The sequence below is a fragment of the Massilia sp. IC2-278 genome (assembly GCF_020708045.1).
In the GTDB taxonomy this organism is placed as follows: domain Bacteria; phylum Pseudomonadota; class Gammaproteobacteria; order Burkholderiales; family Burkholderiaceae_D; genus Telluria.
Genome location: NZ_JAJFES010000016.1, coordinates 80,344 through 96,480, shown reverse-complemented (window position 1 = coordinate 96,480; position 16,137 = coordinate 80,344). Strand labels below are relative to the sequence as shown.

Annotated in this window: 15 protein-coding genes; 5 read left to right on the top strand and 10 right to left on the bottom strand. The window is 66.7% G+C overall.

Annotated elements, in window-relative coordinates:
- Positions 1-162: 162 nt before the first annotated feature.
- Positions 163-1,152, bottom strand: coding sequence for a diguanylate cyclase (locus tag LK540_RS21735; RefSeq protein WP_229439430.1), 990 nt, complete (start codon positions 1,150-1,152; stop codon positions 163-165).
- A gap of 150 nt (positions 1,153-1,302) precedes the next feature.
- Between LK540_RS21735 and LK540_RS21730 the strand changes: the two genes are divergently transcribed.
- Entirely contained in the window at positions 1,303-2,028 is a 726-nt protein-coding gene (locus LK540_RS21730; RefSeq protein WP_229439428.1) for an SDR family oxidoreductase, read from the top strand.
- Positions 2,029-2,041: 13 nt separating this feature from the next.
- Here LK540_RS21730 and LK540_RS21725 read toward each other — a convergent pair whose 3' ends face one another.
- The 7 genes from LK540_RS21725 to LK540_RS21695 form a co-directional block, all read right to left on the bottom strand.
- A complete protein-coding gene (locus LK540_RS21725) occupies positions 2,042-2,596 on the bottom strand; it encodes a hypothetical protein (RefSeq protein ID WP_229439426.1) in 555 nt (184 codons plus the stop codon).
- 142 nt (positions 2,597-2,738) lie between these two features.
- A complete protein-coding gene (locus LK540_RS21720) occupies positions 2,739-3,056 on the bottom strand; it encodes a YkgJ family cysteine cluster protein (protein WP_229439424.1) in 318 nt (105 codons plus the stop codon).
- Between the two features lie 130 nt (positions 3,057-3,186).
- The gene (locus LK540_RS21715) at positions 3,187-4,419 is read right to left on the bottom strand and encodes an argininosuccinate synthase (protein ID WP_229439422.1); all 1,233 of its coding nucleotides are present in this window, start codon (positions 4,417-4,419) and stop codon (positions 3,187-3,189) included.
- 131 nt (positions 4,420-4,550) lie between these two features.
- A complete protein-coding gene (gene argF, locus LK540_RS21710; RefSeq protein WP_229439420.1) occupies positions 4,551-5,477 on the bottom strand; it encodes an ornithine carbamoyltransferase in 927 nt (308 codons plus the stop codon).
- 77 nt (positions 5,478-5,554) lie between these two features.
- Positions 5,555-6,442 (bottom strand): ribosome small subunit-dependent GTPase A, encoded by an 888-nt coding sequence (rsgA, locus tag LK540_RS21705; RefSeq protein ID WP_229439418.1) that lies wholly within the window; start codon positions 6,440-6,442, stop codon positions 5,555-5,557.
- Complete coding sequence (locus LK540_RS21700; protein WP_229439416.1) at positions 6,439-6,768, bottom strand: 4a-hydroxytetrahydrobiopterin dehydratase; 330 nt, start codon at positions 6,766-6,768, stop codon at positions 6,439-6,441. Before LK540_RS21700 ends, rsgA begins: the two co-directional genes overlap by 4 nt.
- Positions 6,765-8,027 carry a M48 family metallopeptidase gene (locus LK540_RS21695; RefSeq protein WP_229439414.1) on the bottom strand — a complete coding sequence of 421 codons (1,263 nt, stop codon included), beginning with the start codon at positions 8,025-8,027 and terminating at the stop codon, positions 6,765-6,767. Before LK540_RS21695 ends, LK540_RS21700 begins: the two co-directional genes overlap by 4 nt.
- Before the next feature lie 48 nt (positions 8,028-8,075).
- Here LK540_RS21695 and orn point away from each other — a divergent pair, with 48 nt between their 5' ends.
- Positions 8,076-8,696, top strand: a complete 621-nt coding sequence (gene orn / locus LK540_RS21690) for an oligoribonuclease (RefSeq protein ID WP_374041383.1) — start codon at positions 8,076-8,078, stop codon at positions 8,694-8,696.
- 81 nt (positions 8,697-8,777) lie between these two features.
- Positions 8,778-11,243 (top strand): PAS domain-containing protein, encoded by a 2,466-nt coding sequence (locus LK540_RS21685; RefSeq protein WP_229439412.1) that lies wholly within the window; start codon positions 8,778-8,780, stop codon positions 11,241-11,243.
- Between the two features lie 124 nt (positions 11,244-11,367).
- Here the strand turns inward: LK540_RS21685 and LK540_RS21680 are convergent, their stop codons facing one another.
- Both LK540_RS21680 and LK540_RS21675 read right to left on the bottom strand, forming a co-directional pair.
- Positions 11,368-12,321 carry an MBL fold metallo-hydrolase gene (locus LK540_RS21680; protein WP_229439411.1) on the bottom strand — a complete coding sequence of 318 codons (954 nt, stop codon included), beginning with the start codon at positions 12,319-12,321 and terminating at the stop codon, positions 11,368-11,370.
- 124 nt (positions 12,322-12,445) lie between these two features.
- Positions 12,446-13,486 (bottom strand): alpha/beta hydrolase, encoded by a 1,041-nt coding sequence (locus LK540_RS21675; protein WP_229439409.1) that lies wholly within the window; start codon positions 13,484-13,486, stop codon positions 12,446-12,448.
- Positions 13,487-13,725: 239 nt separating this feature from the next.
- Between LK540_RS21675 and LK540_RS21670 the strand changes: the two genes are divergently transcribed.
- A complete protein-coding gene (locus LK540_RS21670; RefSeq protein WP_229439407.1) occupies positions 13,726-14,853 on the top strand; it encodes an HPP family protein in 1,128 nt (375 codons plus the stop codon).
- Positions 14,854-14,962: 109 nt separating this feature from the next.
- Positions 14,963-16,117: a HAMP domain-containing sensor histidine kinase gene (locus LK540_RS21665; protein ID WP_229439405.1), complete on the top strand. Its 1,155-nt coding sequence runs from the start codon at positions 14,963-14,965 to the stop codon at positions 16,115-16,117.
- Positions 16,118-16,137 lie beyond the last annotated feature (20 nt).

Here is a 16,137-nt window from a genome sequence, read left to right as displayed (position 1 = left end):
TTGCTTTTGTAGGGTGGACTCCCGAGTCCACGCGGTACGTCATTTGATCGGTCGAACAACAGACAGCAGACTGCAAGCCGACGCGCCTTCTTGCAGAGACCAGGAGTGCTCACAGGCTGTACAGCGTGGACTCGGGAGTCCACCCTACAACGACAAATCCAGTCAGCCGCGCAGCGCCATCACCCGGTTGCGCCCGCGCGCCTTGGCCGCTTCCAGCGCCTCGTCCGCACGCTCGAGCAGCGTTTCCAGCCCGGCATCCTCGGCCGGCACGCTCGACGCCACGCCGATCGACATCGTCACCACGCGCCGCTCCGGCGCCGGATGCGACAGCGCCAAACGTTCGAGCGAGGCGCGGCAGGCTTCGGCCACGCGCACCGCGCCGTCCAGGCTGGTGTCGGGCAGCATGATCGCAAACGCCTTGCCGCTGTAGCGCGCCGCCAGGTCGGACGGGCGCTTCAGCTGCCCGACCAGCAGGCCGGCCAGCTTCTTCAGGCACAAGTCCCCGGCATCCTGGCCCAGGCGCTCGTTGAACTGGTCGAAATGGTCGACGTCGCAGACCAGCACCGACAGTGGCTGGCCGTTGCGGCGCGCGCGCTGCCATTCGTTCTGGGCCACGTGGTCGAAGCGGCTGCGGCTGGCCACGCCGGTCAGGGCGTCGAGCCCGGCAAGCTGCTCGATCTCGACCTGGGCGCGGGCCAGGGTGGCCTCGCTCGCACGCAGGCGGCACACGGCGGCGTCGCGCTGCTGGCGCGCCAGGTGGGCATCGGCATGGTAGCGCACGCGCGCCAGCAATTCGGTGCGCGCCGGCAGGTGCGCCAGGTAATCGGTGGCGCCGGCGGCAAAGGCCGCCTCCCGACCCGCCGCCTCGGCCTGCGGCGCGATCACCAGCAGCGGCACGTCCTTCAGCACGTCGCTCTTGCGGCAGGCATGGACGAAGCCGCCGCCATCCTCGTACCCGTGCAGGGCCTGCAGCAGCACCGACGGCGCCAGCGCGGCGGCGCGCTCGCGCGCCTCGGACTGGTCGGCCTGGTGCAGTTCGACGCCGTCGACGCCCGACAGGGTTTCGGCCAGGGCGGCGGCAACGGGCGATGCGCTGCCGACCAGCAGCACGCGGCAGGGAAGACTGGAGGGGAACTCGCTGTCGGATATCATCGATGGAGAAGGGTTAATCGGAAGACGCTCATTTTACCCTGCGGCATTGACATTTGGTTTGCAAGTCGATGCCAGCGTCGGTTCGGCCCAACAGTGCGCAGGCCCGCGCGATCGTCTATGCTCCTGTTCATGATCATCCTGGAGACAAGCATGAAAGCCATCGTTACCGGACATACCAAAGGTTTGGGCGCCGCCATCACGCAGGAACTGCTGGAGCGCGGCATTCCCGTACTGGGGCTGGCGCGCGGCCGTTCGCCGGACGCCGCCACGCGTTACCCCGGCCTGCTCACCGAGATCGAACTCGACCTGTCGGACAGCGCGGCCTTTGCGGCCTGGCTGGGCCGCGGCGAAGTGGGCGCCTGGCTGGCCGGCTGCGGCACCGCGCTGCTGGTGAACAATGCCGGCATCGTGTCGCCGGTCGGCCCGCTGGCCGGGCAGGACCCGCTGCAGGCGATCCGCGCCGTCACCCTGAACGTGGCGGCGCCGCTGGCGCTGGCGGCGAGCGTGGTGGCGGCAACGGTCGGCGCCGAGCGCCGCATCCTGCACGTGTCTAGCGGCGCGGGGCGCTCGGCCTATCCCGGCTGGAGCGTGTACTGCGCCACCAAGGCCGCGCTCGACCGCCATGCCGAGGCGGTGCTGCTCGATGGCGACGCCACCGTGCGCGTGTGCAGCCTGGCGCCGGGCGTGATCGACACCGGCATGCAGGCCGAGATCCGCGCCACCGGCGAAGACCGCTTCCCGCTGCGCGAGCGCTTCGTGCAATTGAAGGAGCAGGGCGGCTTGTCCTCGCCCGAGGACTGCGCGCGCAAGCTGGTGGCGTATCTGCTGGCCGACGGCTTCGGCAGCCAGGCGGTGGCGGATTTGCGCGAGGTGTAAGGCTGCCCGAAACCTACTTCATCCATTTCCCGAGCACATAGCGAAACCCGAATGCGTCGCCGGTATCGTGCAGGATGTCGTCGCGCGTCACGGTGTGGGTCGCTGCATCGGGCTGCCGGTCGTCGACCGAGATGAAGTAGGACGCCTGGTGCAGCGCCCACCCCTGCTGCGCAAGCGCGTACCTGGCCGTCAGGTGGCACTGCACGCGGATGGGCATCAGGCCCGTGGAGGCCGCCGCTTCTTCCTGGGTGTCGAAGCCTTCGGACTGCGTGATCTCGACGGTGAACCTGGCAAGCGCCTGTGGCGGGCCAGGCGGCCTGGGCTTGAGGAGTTCGTGGCTGACGAAGCTGCGCTTGAAGTATTGCTTGAACCATGTCCTGGTGTCGTCGTTCCACCGTACATGCACCGACGATGCGTCGAGCGCGGCTTCTGCAACAAAGGCGCCGAAGGCATCGGCGGCGGACGAGGTAGTCGGCGCAGATTTGGCCGCGCCTGGCTTGCCTGTCGTCGGCGCCGCGGTGGCCGTGGATGCTGCCAGGCACAGAAACAATAGAACGGTACGGGTCATGGCAATGTGGCCGGCACTATCCGGGCGTATGGTCAGATGCCGAGTATAGCCAGCAAGCGATGCCGGAAGTCTCGCGAATTGTTGCGCGCGCATCGGGCGGAAGGCCCGAGAACCGCGGCCAGGCGACCGCGCGTCATGGCCATCACGCCATGTGCCGCAGCGAGGCCAGGCCGTGGCGTTCGCGCGCCCGCGTGCACTTGTCGTCGCCGATCTGGACTTCGCGGCAGGGGCTGGGGCGGGCCTCATAGACGCCGCAGGCCATCGGGCCGGCGCTGCCGCGGCCGAGGGCGGCGCAGCGCGGCGCGGCGGCGTTGGTGCCGATCATGCAGGCGATGTGCGGCGTGACGCGTTCGGTCAAATCGTCGGGCAGGGCCAGGGCTTCGGCCCAGTAGAACGAGACGCGAAAGCTCATGCAGCAGGCGCCGCAGGACAGGCAGGGGTTGTCGCTGATGTCGTTCATGGCCGTGGTCGTAAAAACAATATTTTACCCACGTGCGCGGTTTTGTAGGGTGGCTCCCCCGGTTCGACGACATAAAAAAAGCCGCCCGAAGGCGGCTTCTCATTCATCAGCAGCGAGCTTGTTGGCCGCCTTATTGCCCGCGCTTTGCGCGCGCCTTGGCAGCAATGCGCATGCGCAGCGCGTTCAGCTTGATGAAGCCGCCCGCATCCGCCTGGTTGTAGGCGCCGCCGTCTTCGTCGAACGTGGCGATGTTCATGTCGAACAGCGAATCGGTCTTCGAGTCGCGCGACACCACGATCACGTTGCCCTTGTAGAGCTTCACGCGCACCCAGCCGTTCACGGTCTGCTGGGTGTGGTCGATCAGCGTCTGCAGCGCAACGCGTTCCGGCGCCCACCAGTAGCCGTTATAGATCAGCGAAGCATAACGTGGCATCAGGTCGTCCTTCAGGTGCGCCACTTCGCGGTCCAGGGTGATCGACTCGATTGCACGGTGCGCGCGCAGCATGATGGTGCCGCCCGGCGTCTCGTAGCAGCCGCGCGACTTCATGCCGACGTAGCGGTTTTCCACCAGGTCGAGGCGGCCGATGCCGTGCTTGCCGCCGACGCGGTTCAGTTCCGTCAGCACTTCGGCCGGGCTCATGCGCTTGCCGTTCAGGGCCACGATGTCGCCCTTCTCGTATTCGATGTCGAGGTACTCGGCTTCGTTCGGCGCCTGCTCCGGGCTCACGGTCCAGCGCCACATCGATTCCTCGGCTTCGGCACTCGGGTTTTCCAGGTGCCGGCCTTCGAAGGAGATGTGCAGCAGGTTGGCGTCCATCGAGTAGGGCGCGCCGCCGTTCTTGTGCTTCATGTCCACCGCGATGCCGGCGTCTTCCGCGTACTTCAGCAGCTTCTCGCGCGACAGCAGGTCCCATTCACGCCATGGAGCGATGATCTTGACGTCCGGCTTGAGCGCGTAGGCGCCCAGTTCGAAGCGCACCTGGTCGTTGCCCTTGCCGGTCGCGCCGTGCGAGATGGCGTCGGCGCCGGTGGCGTTGGCGATCTCGATCAGGCGTTTCGCGATCAGCGGACGCGCGATCGAGGTGCCCAGCAGGTACTCGCCTTCGTAGACGGTGTTCGCGCGGAACATCGGGTACACGAAGTCGCGCACGAATTCTTCGCGCACATCGTCGATGTAGATGTTCTCCGGCTTGATGCCGAACTTGATCGCCTTGGCGCGTGCCGGTTCGAGTTCTTCGCCCTGGCCGAGGTCGGCCGTGAAGGTGACGATCTCGCAGCCGTAATTGTCTTGCAGCCATTTCAGGATGACGGAGGTGTCGAGGCCGCCGGAGTAGGCGAGAACTACTTTTTTGATGTCGCTCATTGGTGTTCCAGTGTGGAGGGAGGGGAGGTCGGTCAGCCGGCCCGCCTTTCCTGCTGGGGGCAGGAAGGGCGGCCGACGATCAAACAAAGGGTGCTGCTTTCAAAGGGTACTGCTTAACAATCCCGGGTATTTTACTTGTCTTCGATGCGGCCGAGCAGCAGGTATTCGATCAGCGCCTTCTGCACGTGCAGGCGGTTCTCGGCTTCGTCCCAGACCACCGACTGCGGGCCGTCGATGACCTCGGCCGCGACTTCCTCGCCGCGGTGGGCCGGCAGGCAGTGCATGAACAGCGCGTCCGGGGTGGCGCGCGCCATCTTGGCGGCGTCCACGATGAAGCCGTCAAAAGCCTTCAGGCGCTCGGCGTTTTCCTTCTCGAAGCCCATGCTGGTCCACACGTCGGTACTGACCAGGTGCGCGCCCTCGCAGGCATCGGCCGGGTTGTCGAACAGGGTGTAGCGGCTGGTGCTCACCAGGCTCGGGTCGAGGTCATAGCCCTTTGGCGTGGCGATGTTCAAGTGGAAGCCGAACACTTCGGCCGCCTGCAGCCACGAGTACAGCATGTTGTTGGCGTCGCCGATCCAGGCCACGGTCTTGCCGGTAATCGCGCCGCGGTGCTCGTGGAAGGTGAAGATATCGGCCAGCACCTGGCAAGGATGGTGTTCGTTGGTCAGGCCATTGATGACCGGGACGCGCGAGTGCGCGGCGAAGCGCTCGATGATGTCCTGGCCGAAGGTGCGCACCATGATGATGTCGCACATGCGGCTCATCACCTGGCCCGCGTCTTCCACCGGCTCGCCGCGGCCCAGCTGGCTGTCGCGCGTGTTCAGGTAGATCGCGGCGCCGCCCAGCTGGTGCATGCCGGCCTCGAAGGAGAGGCGGGTGCGCGTGGAGCTCTTCTCGAACACCATCACCAGCGTGCGATCGACCAACGGGTGGTAGACCTCATAGGCCTTGAACTTGCGCTTGATGACGGTCGCGCGCTCGATCACGTAATTGAATTCGTCGAGCGTGAAGTCGGAGAACTGCAGGAAGTGCTTGATCGGTTTGGAGCCTGGCATATCGTTGTTCGCTTGTCTGTTATCCCTTCGATTATAAGGGCTTTTGTTTTTCGCGTGGCCTCGGGGAACTACCTACCTTAATACAGCGTCTGCGCCGACTCGTGCAGCAGCTGCGCATACAGCTCGTGCCGATGCTTGGCGATCTTCCCGGCGGCTACCGCATCGAGCACCGCGCACTGCGGCTCGGCCAGGTGGCGGCAGTTGTAGTACTTGCAGCCGCCGAGATAAGGCTTGAACTCGACGAAGGCGCGCTCCAGCATGCCTTCGCTCAGGTGGTACAACCCGAACTCCTGGAAGCCCGGCGAATCGATGATCGCCGCGCCGCCCGGCAGCCAGTACAGCCGCGTAAAGGTAGTAGTGTGCTTGCCGGTATCGAGCGCCGACGAGATTTCGCGCACGGCGATGTCGGCATCCGGCACCAGCAAATTGATGAGCGAGGACTTGCCCATGCCCGACTGGCCGATGAAGATCGACGATTGCCCCGCCAGCAGCGGCTGCAGCACGGCCAGCGCATGTTCCGGATTGGCGCGCGCCGAGACTTCGTGCACCGGATAACCCAGCGCGCCATACACGGCGGCGCGTTCGCGCGCGCGCGGCAGCAAATCGGCGACGTCGGTCTTGTTCAGGATGAGATGGGCCTCGATGCCGGCCGCCTCGGCCGCCACCAGCGCACGCGAGACCAGGTCGTCGGCAAAACCCGGTTCGGTCGCCACCACGATGAACAGGCGCGAGATGTTCGCCGCCAGCAGCTTCGATTTGTACTGGTCGGAGCGGTAGATCAGGGTGGTGCGGTCGGCGATCTTTTCGATCACGGCCTGGTCGTTCGAGGTCTGCTTCAGGTGGACCACGTCGCCGACCGCCACGTTGGTCTTCTTGCCGCGCGTGACGCACTGAAATTTGGCGCCGTCGACATCGGCCAGGTAGTGGCGGCCGTGGGCCGCGATGATGGTTCCAAGCATGCTCATGCGCGGCGTTCCTCGTAGATTGCGTCGGCTTTCGCAGCGCAGATAAAGTCGTTCATCGACACGGCATTGCCGGCCGAATGGGTGGTAAAGGCGACCAAGCAGTGGCGGTAGCGCACGCGCAGTTCGGGGTGGTGGTCTTGCTGGTGGATCATCGCGGCCAGGGCATCGACGAAGGCGATGGTCTCGTGGTAATCGGTGAAGGCGTACTCGCGCTCGATGCGCTTGCCAAGCAGGCGCCAGTCCGGCAGCGCGGCCAGGTGCGCGTTCACGGCGCCGGCGTCGAGCGCCGGCGCACCATGCACGCAATGCTGCTCAACCAGCTTCATGCCGCCGCCGCATTCAGGTGTGCAATCCGGACAGAGGCCGGCGGATGCGAATCATAGAAAGCAGAGTGCAGCGGATCCGGCGTCAGCGTCGAGGCATTGTCCTCGTACATCTTGACCAGGGCCGAAACCAGGTCGTCGGCACTGCTGTGCTTTGCCGCAAAGGCATCCGCCTCGAACTCGTGCTTGCGCGAGGTGATGGCGCTCAGCGGGCCGAGCACGAAAGTAAAGATCGGCAGCACCAGCATGAACAGCAGCAGGGCCATGGCGTCGTTCGGCGCGCCCAGCATCGGCGTCACGCCCAGGCCGGTGTAGAACCAGCTCTGCTCCTTCAGGTAGCCGAGCAGGGCCAGGAAGCCCAGCGACAGCGCGAACATGACGACCATGCGCTTGACGATGTGGCGCAGCTTGAAGTGGCCGAGTTCATGGGCCAGCACGGCCTCGATTTCCTGCGGCGCCAGGCGCTCGATCAGGGTGTCGAAGAAGACGATGCGCTTGGCCGCACCGAAGCCGGAAAAATAAGCGTTGCCGTGGGCGCTGCGGCGGCTGCCGTCCATCACGAACAGTCCCTTGGATGCAAAGCCGACGCGCGCCATCAGGCCTTCGATGCGTGTCTTGAGGCTGGCGTCGGCCAGCGGCGTGAACTTGTTGAAGAGCGGGGCGATGACGGTCGGGTACAGCACCATCATCAAGAGCTGGAAGCCGCTCCACACGCACCAGGCCCAGAACCACCACAGCGAGCCGGTGGTCTCCATGAGTTTCAACACGACCCAGATGAGCGGCAGGCCGATGGCGGCGCCGAGCAGGGTGCCTTTCACCAGGTCGGCCAGCCACAGGCCAGGGGTCATCTTGTTGAAGCCGAAGCGCTCCTCGAGCACGAACTGGCGGTAGTAATCGAAAGGCAGGTCGAGCACACCGGAGATGGCGGCAAACGCGATCACCAGCAGGATCTGATGTAGCATCCCGGGGCCGGCCAGCGGCAGCAGGGCGCTGGAAATGGCCTGCAGCCCGCCGAGCAGGGTGAAGCCGATCAGCACCAGGCCGCCCCACAGCAGCGCCACAATGCCGAAGCGGGTCTTGGCCACGGTGTAGTCGGCCGCCTTCTGGTGCGTCTCGAGCGAGACTTTGGACGCGAATTCGCCGGGCACGCTGGCGCGGTTGCGCAGCACGTGCCGGACCTGGCGGTTGGCCAGCCAGAAGCGCAGGCCGAGCGTCAGCACGAAGAAAACGACGAACAAGACCGAAAACGCAAGTGAAGACATTCTGTGCCTGTGAGAAAATGCAGGATTGTTTAAGGCAAAGAGAGAATTATGTCACAAGCTAACGAATCCACTGTATCGGACAACCCGGCGGGCAACCCATCGGCCAACCCTGCTGCAGCCCCCCAGCGTCCGAACGAGATGAACCTGGTCTGGGTGGACATGGAAATGACCGGCCTCGATCCGGACAACGACCGCATCATCGAAGTGGCTGTCGTCGTCACCGACGCCGACCTGAACGTGATCGCCGAAGGCCCGGTGTTCGCCATCCACCAGTCCGACGAAACCCTGGACAAGATGGACAACTGGAACAAGGGCACCCACGGCAAGTCGGGCCTGATCGACCGCGTCAAGGCGTCGACCGTCACCGAAGCCGATGCCGAAGCCCAGCTGATCGCCTTCCTCAAGCAGTACGTCCCGGCCAACAAATCGCCGATGTGCGGCAACTCGATCTGCCAGGACCGCCGCTTCATGGCGCGCGGCATGCCGAAGCTGGAAGCCTTCTTCCACTACCGTAACCTGGACGTGTCGACCCTGAAGGAACTGTGCCGCCGCTGGAAGCCGGAACTGGCCTCGGGCTTCAAGAAGCACCAGAAGCACACCGCCCTGGCCGACATCATCGAGTCGGTCGAGGAACTGAAGTACTACCGCGAGCACTTTATTAAATTGTAATGCGCAAGCTGTAATGCGTAAGCCGTAACCCCCGCCCCATCCGTGCATCGTGCAGCGGACATCATGTGAGAAAATGTCAATATGCACGGATTCTTGCGGGCTGCCCATGACGCGGCCCCCGCCAGCCTGCGCGCCCTGATCGGCGCGCACGACTGGCGGCATTCTCCCCTCGGACATCCCGACGACTGGCCGCCCCAACTGGCGACCGCCGTCGCGATGGCGCTCGACTCGGCGCTGCCGATGTTCATCGCCTGGGGGCCGGACCTGCGCATGCTGTACAACGACGCCTATGTGCAGATGCTGGGCGAACGCCATCCGGCGGCATTGGGCGAGCCCTTCCAGCGCGTCTGGTCCGATGCCTGGCCCCAGCTGGTGCCGATCATCGACCGCGCCCTGTCCGGCAAGGGTGTCCATTTCGAAGACCTGGAAATCCCCATCGTGCGCAACGGCGCGCGCGAGCCGGCCAATTTCACCTTCTCGTACTCGCCGCTGCACGACGGCGCCGGGCGCGTGGCCGGCATGTACTGCACCGCCGTCGAAACCACCGAACGCCTGCGCGCCGAGCGCCGCGGCGCGCTCGAACTGAAGCTGTCCGACGCCCTGCGCCCGCTGCACGCGCCGGCCGAGGTGCTGGCCACCGCCGGCGCCCTGCTGGGCGAGGAGCTCGACCTGGCGCGCGTGCTGTACGGCGAGGTCGATGCCGAAGGCATGCACTTCACGCTGGCCAGCCAGTGGCTGCGCCCGGGTACGCCCGGCCTGTCGCAGGCCAGCTACCGGATCGACGACTTCGGTCCCGGGCTCGGCGCCGCCCTGCGCGCAGGCGAGACCGTGGTCATCGACAATGCCGCGCTCGATGCGCGCACCGCCGACTGGCCGGTACGCTTTCACGAGGAGGGCATCGGCGCGCTGGTGACGGTGCCGCTGGTGCGCGCCGGCCGCCTGGACGCCTTCCTCAGCATCAACCGCGACGCGCCGCATCGCTGGAACGCGGACGAACTGCGCTTCACGCGCGACACCGCCGAACGCACCTGGACCGCGCTCGACGGCGCGCGCACCCAGGCCGCGCTGCGCGCCGAACGCGACCGCAGCCGCTACATCTTCGACACCATCGGCGAAGGCTTCGCGCGGCTCGACCGCGACTGGCGCATCGTCGAAATGAATGCCGAGGGCCTGCGCATCTGCCACCTGAGCCTGGACCAGGTGGTCGGCCGCACGCACTGGGAACTGTTCCCCGAATCGGCCGATGACGAGGCCAGCCTCATGCTGCGCCGGGTGATGGAAGGGCGCCGCGCCGGCGCCGCCGAGTACCAGCTGCCGCCGGTCGACGGGCGCTGCGGCTGGAACGAGATCCGTGCCTTTCCGATGCAGGACGGCGGCATCGCGATCTTCTTCCGCGACATCACCGACCGCAAGCTGGCCGAGGAAAAGCTGAAGGCGGCCGACCAGCGCAAGGACGAATTCCTGGCCATGCTGGCGCACGAGCTGCGCAACCCGCTGGCGCCGATCAAGTCGGCCGCCATGCTGCTCGACATGGGCATGCTGAACGAAACCCGGGTGCGCCAGAGCAGCGCCATCATCGGGCGCCAGGTGAAGCACATGACGCGCCTGGTCGACGACCTGCTCGACGTGTCGCGCGTGACGCGCGGCCTGATCGTGCTCGACAAGGCCGTGCTCGACGTACGCAGCATCGTCGACGAGGCGGCGGAGCAGGTCCGTCCGCTGCTGCTGGCGCGGCGCCAGACCCTGGGCGTGCACCTGCCTGCCGTGCCCCTCAGCGTGCAAGGCGACCGCGCGCGCCTGGTGCAGGTGCTCGCCAATCTGCTGAACAACGCCGTCAAGTACACGCCCGAGGAATGCGCCATCGACATCGAGGTGCGGCACAAGGACGGCATGCTGGAACTGGCCGTGTGCGACGAGGGCATCGGCATGGAGCAGGAACTCACCGAGCGCGCCTTTGACCTGTTCGCCCAGGCCAAGCGCTCGAGCGACCGTTCGCAGGGCGGGCTGGGATTGGGCCTGGCGCTGGTGCGCAACCTGGTCGAACTGCACGGCGGCAGCGTTGCCTGTGCCAGTCCGGGGCCGGGGCGGGGCAGTATCTTTACCGTGACACTGCCGCTGGCCACGCCGGTCGCCGTGCCCGATACCGCGCCCGCCGGCGCCGCGGCATCGGGCGGGCCATTGCGGGTGATGGTGGTGGACGACAACGTCGACGCCGCCGAGACCCTGGCCATGCTGCTCGATGCGGCCGGGCACGCGGTGGAAGTGGAGCACGATTCGCGCCGCGCGCTGGAGCGCGCGCGCGCGGCGGCGCCGGACGTGTTCCTGCTCGATATCGGCCTGCCCGAAATCGACGGCAACGAACTGGCGCGGCGCCTGCTGGCCCAGCCCGAGACGGCGGACGCGGTGCTGATCGCCGTGTCGGGCTATGGCCAGGAGCAGGACAAGCGCGCCGCGCGCGAGGCGGGATTCCGGCATCACCTGGTCAAGCCGGTGGATTTCGACCAGCTGGCGGAGTTGCTGGCCGACGTGCGCGGCGCGCCGGCGTGAAGCACCTGCGGCACCGGCGGCGTATCCGTAGGGTGGACGGCTCTGCCTGTAACGCCTGAGGTACCCGCGCCGCTTGCGCCGTCCACGCGTCGATCGCTAACGTATTAGCAATCGCCGGCCGCCCTTACCGCATCTGCGTGTAATTCACCGGTACGAAGCGATACCCCTTGCCCTCGGCCCGCAGATGCCCCAGCCCCGGGAACTGCAGATGCGCGCCGCCGACCAGTGATCCATCCTTGGCCGCCATGTCGAACAGCTTCTTGCGCGCCGCCGCTGCCGCCTTCTGGTCGCCGTCGAAGCCGATTGTCACCGCCGGATTCTCGAACTGCACCGCCGCCACGTGGATCAGGTCGCCGATCAGTATCATCTTCTGCCCGCCACTCTCGACGACGAAGGTGGTGTGCCCCGGCGTATGCCCATGCCCGCCCAGCGCGCGGAAGCCCGGCGATACCTCGACATCGCCCTCGAAGGTCTTGAAGCGGCCGGCCTTGACGTAAGGGTCGAGCGCGGCCATCGCGTTCTTGAACGTGTCCTTGCCGTCGGCCGGCGCCTTGTCCATGTTCGCCTGGCTCAGCCAGTGATCGGCTTCAATCTTGGAGGCGCGTACGACGGCATTCGGGAAGGCCGGTTTCGCCGCGCTGGTCAATCCGCCCAGGTGGTCGCTGTGGAAGTGGGTCAGGTAGACCTCGTCGACCTGCTCGGGCGTGTAGCCGGCCGCCTTCATGTTCGCCAGCAGCTTGCCGAGGGTCGGCCCGAACAGCACGCCGGCGCCGGTGTCGACCAGGATCAGCTTCTTGCCGGTGTTGACCAGGAAGGCGTTGTCCGAGGTTTCGAGCGGGGCTTTCAGGAAAGACTTCGCCAGCGTGGCCTGCGTCTTCTCGGCCTTGTCGCTCAACAGCTTGTCGACCGGCAGGTCGACGGTGCCGTCGGACAGCGGGGTGACTTCGAACTGGCCCAGCATCACGCGGAAGTAGCCGGGAGCAGGGGTCTTCGCCATCGGGGCGGCGGCGAAGGAAGGGGCGGCGATGCAGGCGGCAGCGCAGGCGGCGGCCAGCGCGCGCAGGACGGTCTTGTTCATGGGTTCTCCGGAGATGACGCGGTGTGCGTAAACGATAATATTGCGCATCCTACATCAAGCACCGGAGAACCGCTGGGCAAGCCATCGGTCACCCAGCCTGACAGCAGCCGGGTTGGCTTTTCGCTTACTTCTTCGCTGCAAACGCCTTCTTCAGTTCGTCCGCCGCGAACTGTTCCGCTTCCTTCGCCTTCGGCACCACCGCGCCCATGCCGAAGAATTCATGGGTCACGCCGCTGTATTCCTTGTAGCTGACGGCCACGCCATCCTTCTTCAGCTTGTCCGCATAGGCTTTACCCTCGGACAGCAGCGGGTCGATTTCGGCAGCGACGATCGTCGCCGGCGGCAGGCCCTTCAGCGAAGTCGCCTTCATCGGCAGTGCGTACGGGTTCTTCGGATCGCCGCCGTAGTGCTTGAAGAACCAGGCCATCATCGGCTTGTTGAGCGGCTTGGCATTCGCATTCGTCTTGTACGAGGGCGTGTTCATGTCGTCGTTGACGACCGGGTAGACCAGCAGCTGGTGCACCGGCATCTGGACTTTCTTGTCGCGCGCCATCATCGAGACCACGGTCGCCAGGTTGCCGCCGGCGCTCTCGCCGCCGACCGCCACGCGCATCGGGTCGCCGTTGATTTCCTTGGCATGCGCCAGCACCCACTGGTAGGCCGCGAAGGCATCGTTCGGGGCGGCCGGGAACTTGTGTTCCGGGGCGCGGCGGTAGTCCACCGAGACCATGATCGCATTCGCCATCTTGGCCAGCGCGCGCGGGGTGGCGTCGTAGACCTCCGTGTCGGCGATCACGAAGCCGCCGCCGTGGTAGTACACCATCACCGGGAACGGACCCTTGCCTTCCGGCGTATAGATGTGGACCGGGAAGCTGGCGTCACCGCTGCCCACCGTCATGTCCTTGACCGTCACGCCGGGTTCGGGTGCGGTCGATTTTTTCATGTCGGCCAGGACTTTCTTCACGCCGTCGGCGGGCGTGGGCTGCTTGCGCGCTTCTTCGGGCGTGAGGGTCTCGATCGGCTTCGGGTTCAGCGATGCCTGGGCGTCGAGCACCTTTTGCATGGCCGCGTCGGCCTTGGCCGGCTGCGGCGACTGGGCCAGGGCGGCACCGGCGACCAGAGCGGCAGCGCCCGCCATCAGCGTGAGAGAAATTGTTTTTTTCATGTGGGGTACTCCCTTTTCGTCAAATTCGGCATCACGCAGCGCGGCGCGCCGCTCGTGCATGCCTGTCCTTCGCTGGGACCAGCATCGCCTTGCACGATTGCACTGTCCGTGCGCCAACGCGCTTTGACGAATTTGCGTGCTCAACCAGACGATGTGCAAGCAAACGCGGACGCTCTAGCGTCAGCAAGGCCCGCGCCATGTATGGTGTAATGGCGGTCTTCGCTTTAAATCGTTCTGTCATGCAAGCAAGTTTTACCCAATGGCTGCACGGCTTCCTGCCGCAGCCGCTTGCCGCCAGCCGCACCGAGCGCCTGCGCGCCACCGTCGGAGCCTGCGTCGGCCTGTTCGTTACCGCACTGGCCAGCCACATGCTGGCGCCAGGCCTTGCCGCCTGGCTGATCGCGCCCATGGGCGCCTCGGCCGTGCTGCTGTTCTGCGTGCCGGCCAGCCCGCTGGCCCAGCCCTGGTCGGTGGTCGGCGGGAATACCCTGTCGGCCCTGGTCGGCGTCGGCTGCTGGCACCTGGTGCCCGACCCGCTGCTGGCCGCGCCGCTGGCCGGCTGCCTGGCGATTGCCGCCATGTTCGCGCTGCGCTGCCTGCATCCGCCCGGCGGCGCCGTGGCCCTGACCGCGGTGCTGGGCGGCGCGGCGGTGCATGCGGCCAGCTGGCAGTTCGCCCTGCTGCCGGTGGCGCTCAATTCCACCGTCATCGTCGGCACCGCGCTCCTCTACAACAACCTGACCGGCCGCCGCTACCCGCACGCGCCGCACGCGGCCGACCGCAACATCCACGCCACCGGCGACCCGGCCCCGGCCGCACGCCTCGGCATCACGGAACAGGACCTGGAAGCGGCCATGACCCGATACGGCGAGGTGCTGGACGTCAGCCGCGACGATCTGCTGGCGATCGTCGACGACGCCCGCCAACTGGCCCTGCACCGCCACTTCCGCGAACGCAGCTGCGCCGAACTGATGTCGCGCCACGTGGTCGCGGTCGGCCCGCGCGACACCCTGGAGCATGCGCGCGAACTGCTGTTGCGCCACCGCCTGCAGGGCGTGCCGGTGCTGGACGAAGGCCGGCGCCTGCTCGGCTTCCTGTCGCAGGAAGACCTGCTGCGCCAGAGCGGATGGGGCGCCCGCCTGCGCGCGCTGGTGCCGGGCGCCGCGCCGCGCGTGGAGGACGCGATGCACCGCATCGTCGCCGTGCTCGACGCCGCTGCGCCGCTGGCGCGGCTGGTGCCGCTGCTGAGCGGCGAGGGCCACCACCAGGTGGCGATCACCGGGGAGGGTGGGGCCGTGGTCGGCGTGGTCGGGCGTTCGGACCTGCTGGCGGCGCTGTGCGAGCGGCAACTGGAAACGGCGGCCTGAGCGGCCCCTGCGGGGCTCGGCCGCACCCCGTCCATACTGCTGAGCGACGCCGCGGACGTATCCGGCGTACCATGCAGGCTGGATACGAAGCCAGCCAGGAGGACCACGCGTGACCTACGCCAGCGACCAGAAGCAGGATACCGCCGATCTGTCGGCCACATCGACGCGCATGCTCGCCCTGCGCGAACAGGTGTTCGCCGACTGGGAACGTGCGGTGCGCGCGAACGTCGAGGAAGCGGCCCAGCTGCGCCACCCGGTGCTGATCGACACGCTGCCCGTCTTCTACGACAACATCGCCGAAAGCCTGACGCCCGGCTATGGCCGCCAGGGCGGCGCCGACGGCACCACGGTCGCGGCCGAGCACGGCGGCGAGCGCGCCCGCATCACCAGCTACGACCATGTGGCCCTGATCGACGAATACCAGATCCTGCGCCGCTGCATCCTGGAAGCGCTGGCGCGCGACGGCATCTCGCTCAGCCACGCCGAGGTGCTGGTGATCGACAGCTCGATCGATGCCGGCATCAAGGAAGCCGTGAATGCCTTTACCCTGGTCCACCAGGGCCTGCGCGAGCGCTTCACGGCGGCGCTCACCCACGATCTGCGCGGGCCGCTGCATGCGGCCTCGATGGCGCTGGAAATCATCCTCATGACGAACGACCCGGCGCGCATCCGCACCGTGGCCGCCAAGGCGCTGTCGAGCGTGCAGCGCATGGGCGGCATGGTGAGCGAGCTGCTCGATTCGATGGCCTTCCATGGCGGCCAGAAAGTGCCGCTGGAACTGAGCGCGTTCGACATCTGCGAACTGGTGCGCGAAGTCCAGCTCGACGCGGTGGCCCACCAGGGCCTGCCGGTGCACATGACGCCGCACTCGGTACACGGCTGGTGGGACCGCAAGGCGCTCTGGCGCGCGATCGAGAACATGCTGTCGAACGCGGCCAAGTACGGCACGCCCGGCACGCCGGTCACCATCAAGATCGACGAGGTGCACGAGCGCCTGCTGCTCACCGTCCACAACCACGGCGAGCCGATCCCGCAAGATGAGCAGGAAAGCATCTTCCAGATGTACCGCCGCGCGGAAGCGGCGCGCCAGGGCGTGAAGGCCGGCTGGGGCATCGGGCTGCCCTACGTGCGCGCGGTGGCCGAGAGCCATGGCGGCAGCGTCGGCGTCGACAGTTCGCGCGAGCGCGGCACCACCTTCGTCATCGACATCCCGGTCGATTGCCGGCCGTTCGGCGAAGCGCCGACGCTGGCCGTGGCGCCATGACGAAAAAAAACCGGGGACGC